At 45.5% G+C, this 16,329-nt stretch carries 20 protein-coding genes; 4 read left to right on the forward strand and 16 right to left on the reverse strand.

Annotated elements, in window-relative coordinates:
- Positions 1–675: 675 nt before the first annotated feature.
- Positions 676–2,145, reverse strand: coding sequence for a PucR family transcriptional regulator (locus tag ACTQ3A_RS06425; RefSeq protein WP_441101243.1), 1,470 nt, complete (start codon positions 2,143–2,145; stop codon positions 676–678).
- A gap of 366 nt (positions 2,146–2,511) precedes the next feature.
- Between ACTQ3A_RS06425 and ACTQ3A_RS06430 the strand changes: the two genes are divergently transcribed.
- From ACTQ3A_RS06430 to ACTQ3A_RS06440, 3 genes are all read left to right on the forward strand, one after another.
- Positions 2,512–3,510, forward strand: coding sequence for a uroporphyrinogen decarboxylase family protein (locus ACTQ3A_RS06430; RefSeq protein WP_441101244.1), 999 nt, complete (start codon positions 2,512–2,514; stop codon positions 3,508–3,510).
- Between the two features lie 203 nt (positions 3,511–3,713).
- Positions 3,714–4,325 carry a GTP-binding protein gene (locus tag ACTQ3A_RS06435; protein WP_441101245.1) on the forward strand — a complete coding sequence of 204 codons (612 nt, stop codon included), beginning with the start codon at positions 3,714–3,716 and terminating at the stop codon, positions 4,323–4,325.
- Between the two features lie 4 nt (positions 4,326–4,329).
- Positions 4,330–4,890 carry a hypothetical protein gene (locus ACTQ3A_RS06440; RefSeq protein WP_441101246.1) on the forward strand — a complete coding sequence of 187 codons (561 nt, stop codon included), beginning with the start codon at positions 4,330–4,332 and terminating at the stop codon, positions 4,888–4,890.
- A 95-nt stretch (positions 4,891–4,985) separates the two neighbouring features.
- Here ACTQ3A_RS06440 and ACTQ3A_RS06445 read toward each other — a convergent pair whose 3' ends face one another.
- The 15 genes from ACTQ3A_RS06445 to ACTQ3A_RS06515 all read right to left on the reverse strand — a co-directional run bounded on the left by ACTQ3A_RS06445 (position 4,986) and on the right by ACTQ3A_RS06515 (position 15,347).
- Complete coding sequence (locus tag ACTQ3A_RS06445) at positions 4,986–5,897, reverse strand: hypothetical protein (RefSeq protein WP_441494447.1); 912 nt, start codon at positions 5,895–5,897, stop codon at positions 4,986–4,988.
- Positions 5,898–6,053: 156 nt separating this feature from the next.
- Entirely contained in the window at positions 6,054–6,416 is a 363-nt protein-coding gene (gene crcB / locus ACTQ3A_RS06450; RefSeq protein ID WP_441101248.1) for a fluoride efflux transporter CrcB, read from the reverse strand.
- Between the two features lie 25 nt (positions 6,417–6,441).
- On the reverse strand, positions 6,442–7,284 hold the full coding sequence (locus ACTQ3A_RS06455; RefSeq protein ID WP_441101249.1) for a DUF4230 domain-containing protein: 843 nt from the start codon (positions 7,282–7,284) through the stop codon (positions 6,442–6,444).
- Positions 7,285–7,431: 147 nt separating this feature from the next.
- Positions 7,432–7,845, reverse strand: a complete 414-nt coding sequence (locus ACTQ3A_RS06460) for a hypothetical protein (protein WP_441101250.1) — start codon at positions 7,843–7,845, stop codon at positions 7,432–7,434.
- 60 nt (positions 7,846–7,905) lie between these two features.
- On the reverse strand, positions 7,906–8,343 hold the full coding sequence (locus tag ACTQ3A_RS06465) for a hypothetical protein (protein WP_441101251.1): 438 nt from the start codon (positions 8,341–8,343) through the stop codon (positions 7,906–7,908).
- A 230-nt stretch (positions 8,344–8,573) separates the two neighbouring features.
- Positions 8,574–9,002, reverse strand: a complete 429-nt coding sequence (locus ACTQ3A_RS06470) for a hypothetical protein (RefSeq protein WP_441494448.1) — start codon at positions 9,000–9,002, stop codon at positions 8,574–8,576.
- A complete protein-coding gene (locus tag ACTQ3A_RS06475) occupies positions 8,992–9,654 on the reverse strand; it encodes an ABC transporter ATP-binding protein (protein WP_279199017.1) in 663 nt (220 codons plus the stop codon). The genes ACTQ3A_RS06470 and ACTQ3A_RS06475 overlap by 11 nt, the downstream gene beginning before the upstream one ends.
- Positions 9,647–10,504, reverse strand: coding sequence for a hypothetical protein (locus ACTQ3A_RS06480; RefSeq protein WP_441101253.1), 858 nt, complete (start codon positions 10,502–10,504; stop codon positions 9,647–9,649). Before ACTQ3A_RS06480 ends, ACTQ3A_RS06475 begins: the two co-directional genes overlap by 8 nt.
- On the reverse strand, positions 10,476–11,081 hold the full coding sequence (locus ACTQ3A_RS06485; protein WP_441495268.1) for a hypothetical protein: 606 nt from the start codon (positions 11,079–11,081) through the stop codon (positions 10,476–10,478). Before ACTQ3A_RS06485 ends, ACTQ3A_RS06480 begins: the two co-directional genes overlap by 29 nt.
- A 189-nt stretch (positions 11,082–11,270) precedes the next feature.
- Positions 11,271–12,059, reverse strand: coding sequence for a hypothetical protein (locus tag ACTQ3A_RS06490; protein WP_441495269.1), 789 nt, complete (start codon positions 12,057–12,059; stop codon positions 11,271–11,273).
- A gap of 119 nt (positions 12,060–12,178) precedes the next feature.
- Positions 12,179–13,069: a hypothetical protein gene (locus ACTQ3A_RS06495; protein WP_279199013.1), complete on the reverse strand. Its 891-nt coding sequence runs from the start codon at positions 13,067–13,069 to the stop codon at positions 12,179–12,181.
- A gap of 9 nt (positions 13,070–13,078) precedes the next feature.
- Positions 13,079–13,489, reverse strand: coding sequence for a DUF2712 domain-containing protein (locus ACTQ3A_RS06500; RefSeq protein WP_441101255.1), 411 nt, complete (start codon positions 13,487–13,489; stop codon positions 13,079–13,081).
- Positions 13,490–13,825: 336 nt separating this feature from the next.
- Positions 13,826–14,260, reverse strand: coding sequence for a hypothetical protein (locus ACTQ3A_RS06505; protein ID WP_279199012.1), 435 nt, complete (start codon positions 14,258–14,260; stop codon positions 13,826–13,828).
- 33 nt (positions 14,261–14,293) lie between these two features.
- Entirely contained in the window at positions 14,294–14,692 is a 399-nt protein-coding gene (locus ACTQ3A_RS06510) for a hypothetical protein (protein WP_441101347.1), read from the reverse strand.
- A 397-nt stretch (positions 14,693–15,089) separates the two neighbouring features.
- On the reverse strand, positions 15,090–15,347 hold the full coding sequence (locus ACTQ3A_RS06515; protein ID WP_441101362.1) for a transposase: 258 nt from the start codon (positions 15,345–15,347) through the stop codon (positions 15,090–15,092).
- A 579-nt stretch (positions 15,348–15,926) separates the two neighbouring features.
- On the opposite strand from ACTQ3A_RS06515, the gene ACTQ3A_RS06520 reads away from it, so the two are divergent.
- Complete coding sequence (locus tag ACTQ3A_RS06520; RefSeq protein ID WP_441495270.1) at positions 15,927–16,169, forward strand: hypothetical protein; 243 nt, start codon at positions 15,927–15,929, stop codon at positions 16,167–16,169.
- Positions 16,170–16,329: the final 160 nt, after the last annotated feature.

Here is a 16,329-nt window from a genome sequence, read left to right on the forward strand (position 1 = left end):
TAAGGAGGTAGTATAATGGGTTTTCAGAATACAGGCTATATCTATTGTGGTGCTCCGCCTGCGGGGCATGGGGGTTTACTGTATAAGTCCAGTCGCAATGTTCTTGGCCCATGGGGAGCTTGCTCACCAGTGGGCAAGAACATTAGCGACGACAACAGGTATGAGCATGGAGCGTTGCAAAGCAACGCGGGAATGCGAATACCTGTTAGCGGCACGGAAGCTGCGAAGCAGCGAAGTGACGCGGGGACTTATACAGTGTGTGGCACGACTTATCGTATGGCCGTTTACTGTATAAGCTCTTCGAAAACGCAAACAGGATCGTCACGCGCGAAGCGTGTGTAAGAGACTGTATGCGATTTCGAAGGCAACAGGTATGAGCACGAAGTGACGCGCAAGCGGCACGGAAGTGCGAATATGCGCGGGCAGTGAGCCGCATCCGCTCACACAAAGTGTGAAGCGGTGGGGCGAACGCCGCGACAGACCGACGAAGTCGGTCACCTGTGGATTGCGGGAGTGCGAAGCACGGAGCAATCCGTAGCTTATACAGTTTGTAGCACGACTTATCGTATAGTCGTTACTGTCTGACAACATTTTAACGCAAAACCGGGTGTGCTGCCACCTGAAAAAAACTGCTCTGCCGCCTTAAAACCCGAAAGCACTTTTCCCCCGTTCTGCCTACGTATCTGCCTCCTGATCCGGGTACATAAGAAACGACACCATAATTGCCATTCTCTCCTGCGTGTCATTAAGGTCTACCTTGTATTTGTCTTCAATTCTTCTAATCCGGTACAGCAGGGTATTCTTGTGAATATGAAGGCGCTCCGAAGCCCTGACAAGGCTTCTCTCCTCCTGCAGGTATACCTGCAGTGTATGAAAATACTCCGTATGATTTCTCCGATCTGCAGAACGGAGCTGCTTCAGAACCGGATGTTCCAGATCAATGGACACATTTTTTCGCAAAATATTCTGCAGATAGTAAACGACACACTCCCGGCAAAACATGACACGCCGCCCGTTCCGCTCCCCGTAACGCATCGCGATATCTGCCTGTTCAAAATACTGTCGAAGCTTCATCACATCCTGAAACGGATAACTGATTCCCATATACAGGTCAACCGGTTTCAGATACCGGGTCAGGTCCTGCAGAAAGCGGGAGAACTGCAGATGCGTCGCATTTACGACCATCATCAGGCCTTTATCGACCTGGAGCACATAGCAATCGGAATAAAGCTGTGAAATCTGATGAATCAGCCTCTCATACACCAGTTCACTTCCAGCACTCACCTGAAACCGGAGGACCCGTTTACTGTCCTCATCCTTCCAGCCGATTCTCCGGAAGAACTGATACACCGTATCGCTTTTCATCACCGGATCCTGCCGCAGCAGCCTCAGAAAGACCGCATTCTGCTCCGGAGCCTCCAGGACGATTCCATTTCGATCCCACCAACGCAGAATCTGAGCATTAAATACATGGAAAACCTGCCGTGCCGCCTCTCCGCCTTCCGTCCGGCCAAGTGTCACAAAGCTGAAGCCCCAGAAAAAGCCGTTGATAAAAATATTCTGAACAAGAGAATTCTTTTTCAGTATTGGTTCCTGAAAATAATACGAGTTTCGATTCGTGAGATTGGACTGCAGGCTTTTTACCACAGGGACTACATGATCCAGAGGCATTCCTTCCTCTATCCGCAGCTGGTCAGCATACTCAGCCGGAACTGTTTTTTCGATGTACTGCCTTCCCGCAATACTTTTCAGGATAAATCCGCTGTTCATCACAACTACCATTTCCTGAAAAATATTCGCCGCCTCCTGCGTAATATCCTGCAGCGAACAGTGAGCATCAATCAGATCCCTCACATGAAGATCCCACTCCAGATACCTGTCGATGGTGTACTGCACCTTTTCGTAGATTTCCTCCATACTCCCGCAATCTACAACCAGATAATCATTTCTGTTGACACAGATCACCCTGTTCTTCATGGTCGGGATAAAATCCTCGGAAGGGCAGATATAGACCGTGTGCGGGCTGACATTGTCGCCCCTGAACAAAAGCGAAACATTACGGATACTCATCTCACCGCCTGAAATATGGCTGTCGATTGCATATTCCTTCAGATTGTCCCGAATGATCCACATGCTAAGATACATCTCGAATATTTCCTCCGTTCTCGGCCCTGACACCCGTCTCACCTGTCCAGAAAAACTGCCGCCTCTCTCGTCACACTTCCCCCGCCTTCGGTCCTGACACCCGTCTCATCTGTCAGACATCTTGTGATCATATAACAGGTATCTGTGCTTATTATAGCATATTTATGTGTTTTTAGCCCATATTCAACTGCTCCCTCAATGCATACAATAAAACCTATACGATGCATCACGCTATACACTGTATCAGTTGCCGATCGCTCCGTGCCTTGCACTCGCGCAATCCAACACCGTACAGATCTGCCATGATGCTGAAAACAAGAACACTCCGGAAAATTCTGAGAACGTAAAAAAAGGAGGAACCTACACATGTTATCACCAAAAGAGAACTACAGACAGATTTTCCTGCACAAGCCGGTGGAATACACACCCTGCACCCTTACAGACGGGGCAATCTTCGGATTCGGAGCAAAAAACGGTCCCTGGTTTGAAAAAGGCCCAGAGGGCGGTGGCTACGACGGATTCGGTGTCCGCTGGGTCACCCCTGACTCGGGCAATAATGCAGCCATCCCCGCTCCCGGTGAATTCATTCTCGATGACATTACCGAATGGAAAAAGGTGAAATTCCCGGATCTGGACAATTACGACTGGGAAGATGAGGCTAGAAAAGACCTCTCCGGAATAAACCGTGACAATGTGCTCGTTGAGTTCGGCGTAGGAAACGGTGTATACGAGCGGCTCGCCGCTCTGATGGGTTTTGAAGAGGCACTGATCTCCCTTGCCATGGAGCCTGAAGCCTGTATGGAATTTTTTGACAAAGTCTCCGATTATCAGTGCGAATACATCGATTATATCGTCAAGTATTATCATCCGGACATCATCAATTACTATGACGACATCGCAACACAGCGAAACCTGTTTATGTCGCCTGCTACTTACCGGGAACTGATCAAACCCTTCCACAAGAAGGTAATGCAGCATATTCATGAAAAAGGATGCTACACCATGCAGCATACCTGCGGTCATGCTGAATCTGTTATCGAGGATATGATTGATATCGGCGTGGACTGCTGGGTATCTGTACAGCCCTGCAACGACATTCAGAATCTGATCCGGCAATATGGAGACCAAATCTCCTTTGCAGGCGGTATGGACACAAACGGCGCAGTCGCCGGTGAAGGCGCGACCCCGGAAATGATTCGCGCCGAGGCCAGACGTGTCGTTGACGAATACGGAAAATACCATAAAGCTTTCGCCCTGTTCGGTTTCTTCCTGAATCATGATCCGAAAGCTCTCGGCCAGAACTTCGGCATTCTGTTTGACGAATTCATGCCATACCGGATGACCAGATGCAACAGCCTGACATAAGCAAAGTGCATCACGGCCGGAATTTCATTAGAAGTTCCCGATCAGCCAGGCCTTAAATCAAACGCAGGCAAAATATATCAATTCCGGCATTCCATAAGAATCCTTGAAATTCTTGATCAGACAGCAGTTACAGATGTCACTTACCCACAAACTAATCTAAGGGCAGTGGGTTTCTGCCCACAGCAAACGAAAGGCTTTTATAGATGAAAATCATAATCCTCGGCGGCTTTCTCGGGGCCGGGAAAACCACCGTCCTGCTTCAATACGCGCGCAGCTTGATCTCACACAGCACGCAGAACGGCAATCCTGTCGTCATCCTTGAGAATGAGATCAGTGAAGCCGGCGTTGACAATCAGCTTTTGTCACGCAATCATTTTCTCGTAAAAAATATCTTCTCAGGATGCATCTGCTGTACCAGCTCTGCGCAGCTGGAGCAATCCGTCCGGGAAATCGAACGAAACTACTCGCCGGAATATCTCCTGATCGAATCAACTGGGATGGCATATCCCGACAGCGTCCGCCGCACCCTCAGAGATGCCGGCAGCTGGGATACGGGAATCGTTGCGCTTGTCGACTGTAAAAGATGGCACAAAGTGAAATGTGCCATGCCTGACTTTGTCACCAGCCAGCTGAAGGATGCATCTGTCATACTCGCCAACAAGATCGATAAGGTCAATGAAAATGAGCAAAGAGAAGTCATTGCCGACGTCAGCCGCTATAACTCCAGTGCCCGCGTCTTCCCGATCAGTGCCATAAAAAAACAGCCCGATGAGCTGTGGACGAAGATCACAGCTCTGTGCCTGGAAAAGGGGTGATTTTATGCCGAAAAATGACAGAAACGTAAATACAGAAGATCCAGTGACGGAAATCGATAACATTCCAGATAACGATCGCTGCCTGACGAAAGCCGGAAACCAGCCGTACCGGCAGGAACAAAATCATCCGGACCCTCATCATTCGGATCAGCAAAATCCGAATCAGCGCTGTATGGATCCTCACCATTGGGATCATCACCATCACGATCAAAAGAGTGACCCTTCACTTCCCCTGGTCGATGTAGATATTCTGGACAATGCTGTAATCGGCACGGTCAAGTGCAAAATCCCCGGAGAATATGAAGCGGCAAAGAAGAAGCTTGCAGAAGCCATGCAGAAAACCGCCAGGGATGTAGAATCCTCTGGCGGACTTATCGGGCACATCAAAGCATTTCTCAGACAAGAATGCAGAACCTGCACGATTTCGATCACCGAAGCCGGCGATATGCAGGAAAAAGAAGATGAGAACCCGTCACTATACGTTGACAATGCAGCAATTGTCTTTGGCATCTCAGCCACAGAATTGGAGAAGATCCTGAGACACTGCTTTGCCGCATGGCTCTGAAAAAATGAGTTGTTCTGAAGAAGTACTGCTCGTAATGCGCTGCTTCGCCGCATGGCTCTGAAAAAAAGTTTTCCTGCTCTGAAAAAGCGCTTTTCTTACTTCCCGACGTCCACCCGGCTCACGCACTTCACGCCGAGCCTCACCACGTTGACGTCTGAGAAATTATACTCCGCGTACCGGTATATACACGGAATCTTGTATTCTTCACCGGTCTGCGCACTATAGGCGACCAGCGTCGTACGGATCTGATCCATATCGCAGAGGTTCTTCAGCATGCCATACTGACACTTCAGAAGAGCCGTGCCTTCCGGCATCAGCTCTGCCTCCACATACCGCCCGGAACCGAGATCTCCAATTCTCCGGGAGAGATAATACAAACTGTAGCGGTACTTCTGACACTGGCCGTCAATCTCACGGATCTCCTCCGCCGTAATATCCGCATTATTAAGAGGAACTGTGAAACTGATCTCCGTTTTCCTGTTCTTTGGATACGTGCGTACTGCCTCCGCACGAAGAGCATCTGTCTTCATCTTGATATCATGGTACTGTGTCTCCGTGGCATTTTTCACGAGATCCGCAAGGAAAAGCTCCAGTCTCAGGCGATCCTGATCCCCTTCCTTCTCCTGCTCCAGCATCTTCCGGTACTCCGTCTCATAACCGGGGTGAATCCGCTCCATGACCTCCTCATCAAAGCAGATTTTACCCTCCTGTGAAACGGGAGATGTCCTTAGAAGCCCGTTCCTGTCTTCCCTCTCTCTCTCCTGATCCGCCGTCATCTCCGAAGATACGGCTCTCTCTTCCGTTCTTTCGGGAAACGTCTCCAGGTGATACCGGCGCAGATATTCCTTAACATTTCTGAAATTCATACCGCTGTAGTCACAGCAGTTGATCCGGTCCAGATCGTTTTCCATCGCACCATTCATCTGTTCCGCAATACACTTCTCTGTTCTTCGCTCCCGAAAAGACTCCAGGAAGGAATTCCGTTTTCTTCTTTTTTCTTCCGCCATAAAAGCAACCTTTATCCATAATATGATTGTAAACGATTCTCCAATTGCCAGGTTCTCCAATTCCCGGACTCTCCACCATTCGGACTCTCCGATATCCAGAATCCCAATGTGTGACCTTCCCACGGTCCAGGAGACCTGCAGCCTGGCTTGTACACATTATATCATCAGAGCGAGCTTCCTTCCGCAATAAATGCCGAACAGGCAGCAGGCAACACTCAGCACGATATAAGTTCCTCCTGCAAAGTACGCCCTTTTCTCCAGCAGCCGGAACGCCTCCAGCGAAAAAGTTGAGAAAGTGGTGAATCCCCCGCACACTCCTGTCTTCCAGAACAGTACCGCATTTTGCGATACGCCCTCTTTTCCGGAAGCTACACCGACCACAAAGCCGATCAGAACGGCGCCGGCGATATTCGTAAGAAGCGTCAATACCGGAAAATCTGTCTTCACCGGAATCAGACTGATCGCATACCTTCCGACAGCACCAAGCGCGCCTCCCAGTGCGACAAACAAAAAGCCCATTTTTCAGATCCTCCTGTCCACATAATTAAGAAGTGCTCACAGAAGAGCCCGCCGCGGAAACAGCGTTCTCTGTATCCTCATCCTGAAAATCAATTTTAACCTTATAAGCAGGCGATATTTCTTCCACTACTGGTTCATATGTTTCATATGCCTGCATTTTTGCAAAGGAATCCGCCTGTTTCATGGCATCCTCTGTACTCAGACTATCTCTGAGTTTTTCAACTGCCTCTGTCTCAAAGCTCTTGCTTTCCTCTGCATTCATTTTGATGTCGCCGAATGCCAGCCAGCCTCTGCTGGTATCGCCGACCTCTGTCTTCTCCGGGTCAAAGACAACCGAATGTAATTCAGCTCTTGGAATCTTAATTGTGATCTGATATTTTTCCTCATCAAGCGAGATGTCCTTCGCCGTGATATCGGTCAGGTCAATGGTATACTCTCCGGTTCCATGAATCGTCAGAATCTGCGACTTATTGAAAATAGCCCAGTTCATGAATCCAGTATTCGTAATCGTTGTATTCACGGAAGCGTCCCTCTCTTCCACAATCAGGAGCTGTTTCTTCTTTGCAAGGCCGAGAATCGGTTTTTCGAAATCAACAGCCTTAAACCCGAAAATACCATGGTTTTCCAGCGTAAGATCGTGATCCTCTACAGGCTTCACCTGTTCATGGTTTACCCGCCAGGATGAATACACCTTCACCCCAAAGACACATGCCAGGACCAGGACGATCAGAAACAGAACTCCCCTGACCCCGATTCCCCTTCTTCTGCCTGGGCCGCCGTATCTCTTAAAGGCACGCGCAACTGACTCATCCACCGCGTCGGAAACGACCGTTTTCAATTCTTCATTGTTTGTATGAATCTCACTCATCTGCAAATCCTTTCACAGCAAGTACTTTGTAACTTTCCGTACGTCATCATCTCAAGCGGAAAAATACCACCTGTGCGCTCTTTTGATTGCGGTGCAGAATAGTCACATACATTTTATAACAAATCCCTTTTATCGCAAATCTCTTTCTCAAAAGTTTGTAAAGGAAAAAGCCGCAAACCCCCATTCTTTAAGGATTTGCGGCTTTTCCACCTGCGCCTTGTCATAACCTCTTTCAGCGCCCTTATTCTCAATCACATCACTATAATTACACATATCATTCACCTCCTGCACAATTTCTTCGGTGATCTCAATCTTAAAATCTTTTTCCATTCGCATGAGCTTTTCTTCAGGCTGTATTATAGTGGAAAGGATCGTAATCAGCATCTCATGTAGTTTCGTGGCTTTATTTCCGGCCTTTTCCAGCTCATCATCCTTTGGCAGCCGGATCATGACCACACGCATTAGGTCTATTCTCGGATCTCCATCATAACTGCCATATAGATTTTCACCAGTAACCCCATACTGTGTAATTGTATTCGCCCACTTCTGAGGACAGTTCATTACAATCCAGATAGAATAAACTTTCTGTAAATTCTCATAATGATCTCTCTTGACATTGCGTCACATTTGCTCAGAAATCAATCGGCAACAGTACGCAATACCCCGCGTTTCAAGATAATAAGAACGGTAAGGTGTTCCCTGTGCTTCAATATTGATGATCAACGTATACTCCGCCGGAGTCTTTCCTTTCGGAGATTTTGCGAAGAACCTCACATCATAAGTGACCGTATTTTCGCCCAGTTCCGCACTCTCCTGAGGCATCCCTGTAATCATATCATTAGTTGTGCCAGGATACACAGGGATTGACGCAACCGAGGGATTTTCAATCAGTTCTTCTATTTCTTGTCTGTTAAGACCTTCAAATTCTGAGACGGTATACTGCAAAATCCATGCAAGCACTGGCTTCTCAGCCAGTATCTTCTTGATTGCAGTATCCAGTTTAGCTTTGTAACCAGCGGTTACAAGAGTCTGTCCCAGTGTGTTCAGTCTTTTTCCCACAGGAACACTCCTCCTTATGATTCAAGAGTAACATCAGGATCCTGACTGGTCAATGCCAGGATATAAATCATAAGTTGCCGATAGCTTTCCCTTGATTGCTTTATTAAAGATCCAGCTCCAGTCTCTGTCTTTCCGGATAGTATTCACTGCAGGAAATCCAGAATTTTTCCTTTTCTATAGATTTCCATTGCGCATCCGTAAACGAAATGCTATGGATAACATAATACAAATCACTTTCTGCTTCTCCCCCCCACGGGAATCGTGATATTGATACCAGAGGTACCAGTACTGTCACCTGATGAAAGGAATTCCAGCGATACGCCTTGGGAATACCCGGTTGTCGACATGTAAAATTCAGACAGGTCAACTGTCTCCTCGCTGCTTCCCATATTCGCAAATAAGAGGTGCGCATGTATGACGCGATAATCTCCCTGTCCATTCGGATTGATCTGGTCACTCTTCCAATTCTGCGGCATATATTCAGAATCTTCTACTTTGATTGTGACGGAATCATTGAAGGAGAGCGCTTCCCCTTCAGGCACACTGTTTAGCGCAGTCTCTGCATGTGCACGGTTTACATTACGATATCCAATTCCGAAGGTGACCGTAAGTGCAGCCAGAACAGAGAGAATCAAGGATACTTTTACTTTATTTTTCACCTGTTATCCTTCCCTCCTCCATACAGTAGACCTTATCAGCTGCATTTCCTAAGTCAGCCAGATCATGCGATGCCACAATAATCAGCGCGCCTCTCTCCTTCTCCTCCTGTATCAGCCTCCAGAAATTCTCTGTACTTTTCTGGTCCAGTGCGTTTGTCGGTTCATCCAGGAGTATCAGGTCCGGCTTTTCCATGATGGCGGCAGCGATTCCCACCTTCTGCTTCATGCCGAGGGAGCATTGTCTGAATTTCTTGTTGCGGTTGTCAAACATCCCCACCCGCTTTAAAACCGCTTCAATTTCGTCCTTTCCTATGACACCGCGGATTTCAGCCAGGCTTTCCAGATTATCCATAACCGTGTAGTTATTCAGAAATCCGGGCGATTCAATTAATACGCCGCAGCTTTCGGGAAATGAATGTCTGCGGTCCAGCTTTTTCCCGTCTATGATCACCTCGCCTTCACTTGGAAGCACCAGCCCGCAGAGAACGCGAAGCAGCATGGATTTTCCGCACCCATTTTTACCCTGCAGTCCGCAGATACAGCCTTTGTCCAGAGAAAAGCTGATATCCTGAAGGATTTCAACACCCTTAATCATTTTTGAAACATGCTCCACCTGAAGATAACCCATACGTGCTCCTTTATTTTTATCCATGAACGATAAAATCTTTTTTCTGAATGTATTGATATGCAATTACAATAGACAGAAAGGCAGCTGCGGAAGCAGCAATACCTGATATCCCCAGACGCACGTGTCCGTCAAGTCCTGGCTGTAAACGTGTCCACATCGTGGCGTTCAGGAAAAGGACGTCATTCATCCAGGCAACAGTCAAGACCAATAAGATAACCAGACTGATGAAACCATACAGGCATCCGGAAATTTCAGAAACCAGGAACTGGATCATGCCGGCTGCAATCAGAGAAATAAGAAGCATCCAGCAAAACCCGGGAAAACAGCTGCGGAAAATCTGCTGCGAAATATCTGTCTGTGTCAGGGCACCCTGTACTTCCTCATGGACCTGTAATCCGGCGTTTCCCGAACCGGCACAGCCTGCCAGATATAAAGCCAGTATTGCAGCTATCGCATAAACAAACGCATCCAGCAGTATCCAGCAGATGATCCTTCCACTCCACGCCAGCCTGGAAGGATACCGGATGATTCTGCCCTTCATAGCCAGTCTGAATTCCTCCGATAAGCGAAGGCATAAAATCAGGACAAACCCAAGGTAATATGCGAACCAGAATATCGGTACATTAAAGGGCGGGCCGTCCTGCACAAGATATGGCGGCAGGTTTCCCTTGAAGAAAAACAGCATCAGGTCTCCTGCCGACCAGGCGATCCGGCTCTGTCTGTACTGTTCTATGTTCGAAAGATTTGTCTGGAACAGAAGGAAAGCAAACAGGACAAGCCCGAAAGCTGTCAGCAGCAGACACAGCTCATGCTTCGTCCACGTTACAACCCTGATATGCTTTTTCCTATTTCTGGAAATAATCCCTGTGTTCAAAGAAAGACCTTCCTGCCTGTATCATGATAAAGGCACCAATAGAGCATAACGCCACTGTCAGAAGATACCATTGTGCATTCTTAACAAAACCATACCGGATATTGATCAGGTCAAAAAATACAGGAACCTGGCATCTGGATTCGACCACCCCGATACCTATAAATAAAAGCATGCACCAGACACTGCCAAGCCTGTTCCACGAACAGATATCCTGCAGGATGAAAATCAGCAGGTATTTCATGAACAGACAATAGCATGCAAAAAGGAAAACCCACCCGGTTTCAATATGCACTACGGAAAATGTCTCCGCATAAAAAAAGCTGGAATCCGAAAACCAGTTATTTGCCGGAATTGAAAAAATCCCCGCTATAAGAAACGTTCCTGCAATCTGGACCACAGCCAGGTAGACCGCAAACAAGGCAGAGGACTTCATCATATTATCAAAAATCTCTTTCCTTGTTCTCAAACGGACAATGGACTGCGCATGATATGTCTTTACATGAATCGCCCAGTTGGCAAGTGCAGCCGCAGGAACGATAACAATGCCCATGGAAACACTGTCCTGGAATTTACGCATAAGGTCCAGAAAACATATATCAAGCCGGTAAAAATCACACAACCTCCGAAACACAAGAAAAACACCCAAAATTGCGATCAGAATCCAGATGGCAGGCAGTCCAAGGACCAGAATGCCTCTGCAACATTTCTTATGTTTATAGGCATCGCTTTTTCCCATATCAGACATTCACTTCTATCCTCAGAACAATTACTGTACGTCCTCTTTCATGCCCTTCTTTATGAAAATGAAAAAAAACAAAACAAGAGCCGCTGCTATGGCCAGTCCGGCATAAAGAGGGTGTACCGTTGATCCATACCCCGCCATGGAAAAATAAATTGGTGAAAAATCATACATACCCGTCACACTGCAAAGGATATGCCAGATCAGCTGTAAAAAGAACGGAATAATAATCACTACAACCAGATAATCTGAAAGAAAACAGCACAGCAGTGCTATTCCGGCATAAAATCCGCCAATCAATCCATCAAACAGAATAAATAGCAATAAGTAAACGGTCGGATGAGAGAAATACAGCTGATAACCCGGGGTTGTTATTGAGATGCCATTTCCAAATATTGAACTCGGCAATAAATTTGGAAGCAGGACAAGTGAAAACAGGTAATTCATCAATAATGGCAGCATCGTAATAATTGCCCCGGCTATGATACTGCCGCAAAATTTGGTTTGAAGATATTTTCTTCTGTCAACCCTGACCAGTATTGATTTGAGGTACCCTGCATGCAGATCCTCAAAAAAAGTGATCGCATAGGGCATGGAAGCAATAATCGGTAATAACATAAAGAACAAAAACGCTTCTACCGAAGTGCCACTTCCGATCATGCACTTTACCGATGCTGTGTTGGGCTGCAGAGAACGCAATTTTTCATAAAAAAGCGTATGATTCGCAAGAGATGCAGGGACCTGCTCCCTGAAAATCTGCGTCAACGCAATGCAGGCGCCAGTCAGAAGGCCTACCCAGGTCCCGCTGTTCTTCATACTTCTTTTTATACCGATAAGAAATAAACTTTCTGACTGGTACACCCTGCACGCTCCTCTCTCATAAAGGCATTTTCATATAGCACGCTTATCATTCGTTCAGAACTGATGATAAATACTCAGTTTAAAACAACATAGCCATTTAAATCACGACTGCCTCCCACAGTACCGGAAGGATTAATTTCCAGCCAGAGCAGATGGTTATTCACACACTCATCCGGAGGAAGGAATACAATCTTCTTTTCAATCGTTTCTCCTGAAGGGATACTTTCCTGAAAGTATGATTTTGAAAAACCTCTGTCATCCGATACTGCAATCACTTCACCTGTGTAATTCGAACTCATTCCAACTCTAAGCCACAAATCCCCCCAGAGAAGGCCATCGTAATCTTTCTTGGAATCATTGGTCACACTGATATCGACGATAAGACATGAATATCCATTTAAGATATTTCCCTGATCATCTACTTCTGCAATACCATAATTTGCAATTTTTTCACGTGCATTTGCTGAAAGTGTGTCCGGCAGTTTTTTCTGGACCTCAAACGCGGGATTAACATTAAAAGTCAGGGGTTCAGAATAAGCATTATAGTAATCCTCTTCCGTATTCACTGCTATGGTATCAGCAAAATCGAACTTTACAGTTATATCTTCTCCTGCGCTTACACAACTATTCGGATTGATCTTTCTTCCCCTTGCATGCAGATAATTAATCAGGCCTTCCTTTCCCGTATATATCTCGGTACTGGAAGATATCTCCCCATCAGATGAGGATTTCTGATCCGGATTCTCAGCACTCGCAGAGGCTCCTGAAGAGGATACCTGATCACTATTCTGATCGTTTTCATCAACCGACACACTTACGGATGTTTGATTTTCTGCAGCATATGGGTCTGCATCAGCTCCATTGCCGCTATAAACAGGACGGCTCAAATTAAAATACCGGAAAACCAGAAGTCCTGAAATAATGGCAATGGCGGCGATAATAACAGATAACAGTTTGTGTTTCATACTTGATCCTCAGACACTATCAGGACTCCATTTTCCTGAAACAGTAGCAGACGGCACTGAAGTAATGTATAGATAGCAATCTCGTTTTCCACTTTCATAAACATAATTCGGCAAGTATCTGCTGGTTCCAGGGGCAACATAATAAGAGCTCCCATTTGCAGTATAGTTAATGCCCTGACTTCGCACCTGAACATTCACCCCCACAGGGCCATAGTGATAAATGTATGCAGACGTTGCGTCTGTTTTATCCCGTGTATGAGTTGCAAAACCATAAGATCCAGTATATCCACTATAATCCCTGTCCTCGCAGTTATTTGCAAAAACAGTCTTACCGCATAAAACAACAAACAACATTGTTAAAACAATACAAACAATTATTTTTGATCTTTTTGATAATTTGAAAATCTGTTCGCTTCTCATATAGTTCTCTTTAAAAAAATACCGGTTACATGGGGTAAGTAGAGAGATAACATGTTTTCAAAGAGATGAGCATGCTTGCATTGATGCGCCAGGAAGACGGATCGAATGTATTCAGCAGAGTATCCGAAGCATTTGGATAAAAAGATAAGGCCCGATAGCCTACGACTGGTATCAGTCTAAGCTATGGGGCCTGGTGGTGCAGGCATACGTCTGAACAGTAACAGGGTGTCAGCCCAGCTTGGATAACTTTTAGTGGAAATTTTTTGAGAAGTTCACATTCATTCAAAATCTTTCAATGCTGTTCATTTTTTTGCAAAATAAACTAAGATGTAATTGCTACCTCCTAAATCCATTCTGTTCATCCGTTCTGTTTAGATGCCTCCGTCTGCCTGCGTAAATTAAAGTAATTATTCCGTAGCCAAGCATCACAAAAATAAGAGGGTGGACATATATTTCCACTAGACTAAATGTACAATATCCCACACCTAAAATCATGATATTGATGGAGATCACCAAAATACCACTCATGAACTCTCTTTTCATTGTATCCTCGCCTCTATTTCTTGTTGCAAGAAACAGAAACACACCTGTCAAAAGCCCCGGAAAAACGGTATACAGCAACAAAAGAAACGGCAGAATTGAGGTGGGATTTGACCTTATTAAAAAATTAAGGGGCTCCCTACAAAACAGATCTATTAGTACCATTCCCTGTGCCAATAGAGTGAATCCCAAAATGGAGATATGGCGAGAGGCCTTTTTATTTTTATCCATGAAGATGTCTCCTTTGTGCATAAATCATACGAGTTAAAAAGCGAAGCATTGAAGATTTAAGGTCCAGCTTCGACTTGATCCCTGTGATAATCTCAAAGAAAAGTAGGCACCTAAAGATCCATTTGTTGAGTATATAGAATTATTAAATCCAGTATATAGAGAAGTCCCACTTTTTATATCGCCTTCTTTTATTTGCGTTTTCCATTGATTTGTATGTCCAGCGCCAGAGCAATTGGCTTTTATATGTGCAGTATTGCTTACAGAAGTTCCATCATTAGGATTTGGATCCCTCCAGATCCCTGATACACGAGTCAATAAATATTCTGAAGGAGCATATGCATTGTTCTCTGTATAATAAATAGTTACTGTTGCTGATATATAACCCGTCGAATCGCTTCCTGATACACTATGATTATGAGAGAAAGTTGACATTGGAACCCCCCCCGATCTTAAAAAATTCGCCGTATTTACCAATTACGCCCGACATTAATGATTATTAGCTTCAGTAATATCTTTTATTACTGTTTTTTCTTAATGTCATAAACCGACAAGGCGATGATAATACAATCGGATATTATGGTTAATAGGTGGTGCTATAACATTCTTTTATATATCCGTTCACTGATCAAAGATGTACTATGATAAATTAGAGAGAAAAATTTAAAGAAAAGATTTTCAATACAATGGAACCGCCTCGTTTTGTCATAAAAATATAACAATTAATTGATATTAACTGATATTATCATAGCATATCAATTACATTATTTCAATAGCAAAAAAAGGCTCTTCGGGCATCCCTGTGGGTGAGAAATGCCATTTTATCCAGTAATTACACTGCTTCCGACACTATAGTAGGTTTTCGATTTTGAAGTGGAACGGCGATATCAGAGCATACAAGATATACGATATCCATTATATTCTGTATATTGCGAAACCCATAAGCTTTGCGGATAATCAATTTGATTTTATTGTTGGTTGCCTCAATCCTGGCATTGCTCAATCCAAGCCGGATCGTGTTAAGGATGTGATCCTTATGACGCTTAATCTTCTCATATAACCTGAATCCGTGAAACCCGCACCATATAATTTTTCAAAAGCGCAAGTTTCAATATTTGCACTTGCTTTTTGTTTTAGTTTATCTCTGAGTAAAGGTGTCAGGAACGGATTAAAAAAAGAATATAAAGTCGTTTATGTAAATTTAATCGGAACCTGACACCAGACATTCCTCCTTTGAATGATTGTGTGAGAACTACCATTCTACCAGAGAATGCCCGCTATGGACATTTTTATTGCTGCCACACCGCCTTGGGAGCGGGAATGGAGTCAGGGGATCGTGGAATAAACCGAAGCACCGTTTTCTGGTGCGAGGATTTATGCCGCGAAAGCCCTTGACGGAATGACACGGAGTACCCTTTATCCGCAGGAAGCAGGAAAACTGCTTCCCTGCCTACCCGGCGAGGGGCGGGTCCGGGCAGAGCCCGGGAGGTGACTCAAGTGTCCAACTTCATTTTACAATCGGCGAAAAAATTTATTTTTTTCAAAAATACCCCACCAAATGACCCCTTTCTGTCCATGTACTTATGAAGGGGTTTTTAAAAGATCTCTTCACCGGACCTTGACAACTGAAGAGATCTTTTATCAGGTACTTCATTTCTGTGTCTGTGCTTTGAAAGGTACGAGCCGTTTTTCTCTGGTACGCCATGATCCGATTCGGGGAGCGAACAATATCACGGGAAAAGCTCTGCGGACTGCTTCCGCGGATCAGGCGATGACAGGACGCGGGAATGATACTTCCGCCTGCAGCAGGCAAGAAAATCCTGCGGCTGGCAGGGCATTCGGACCCGGGCAGATTCCCGGGCAGGACAAATTCACTTGGACCCGTGGTGATGATCAGCAGTCATCCGCCTGATAAAATCCCTCACGCGGTCATGCTGCCGCTTCCCGGGGCAGGAGATAAATACAGGAAAAATCAGCAAACATCCAGTAACCGTAAACCATCAGTTACACAGAACCATCGCAACTGTCTCCGCACGATCTTTGTGCCTGATAGTCAGGGCTGATTCAGAAAA

The organism is Bilifractor sp. LCP21S3_F8 (assembly GCF_052117805.1).
GTDB lineage: Bacteria > Bacillota > Clostridia > Lachnospirales > Lachnospiraceae > Bilifractor.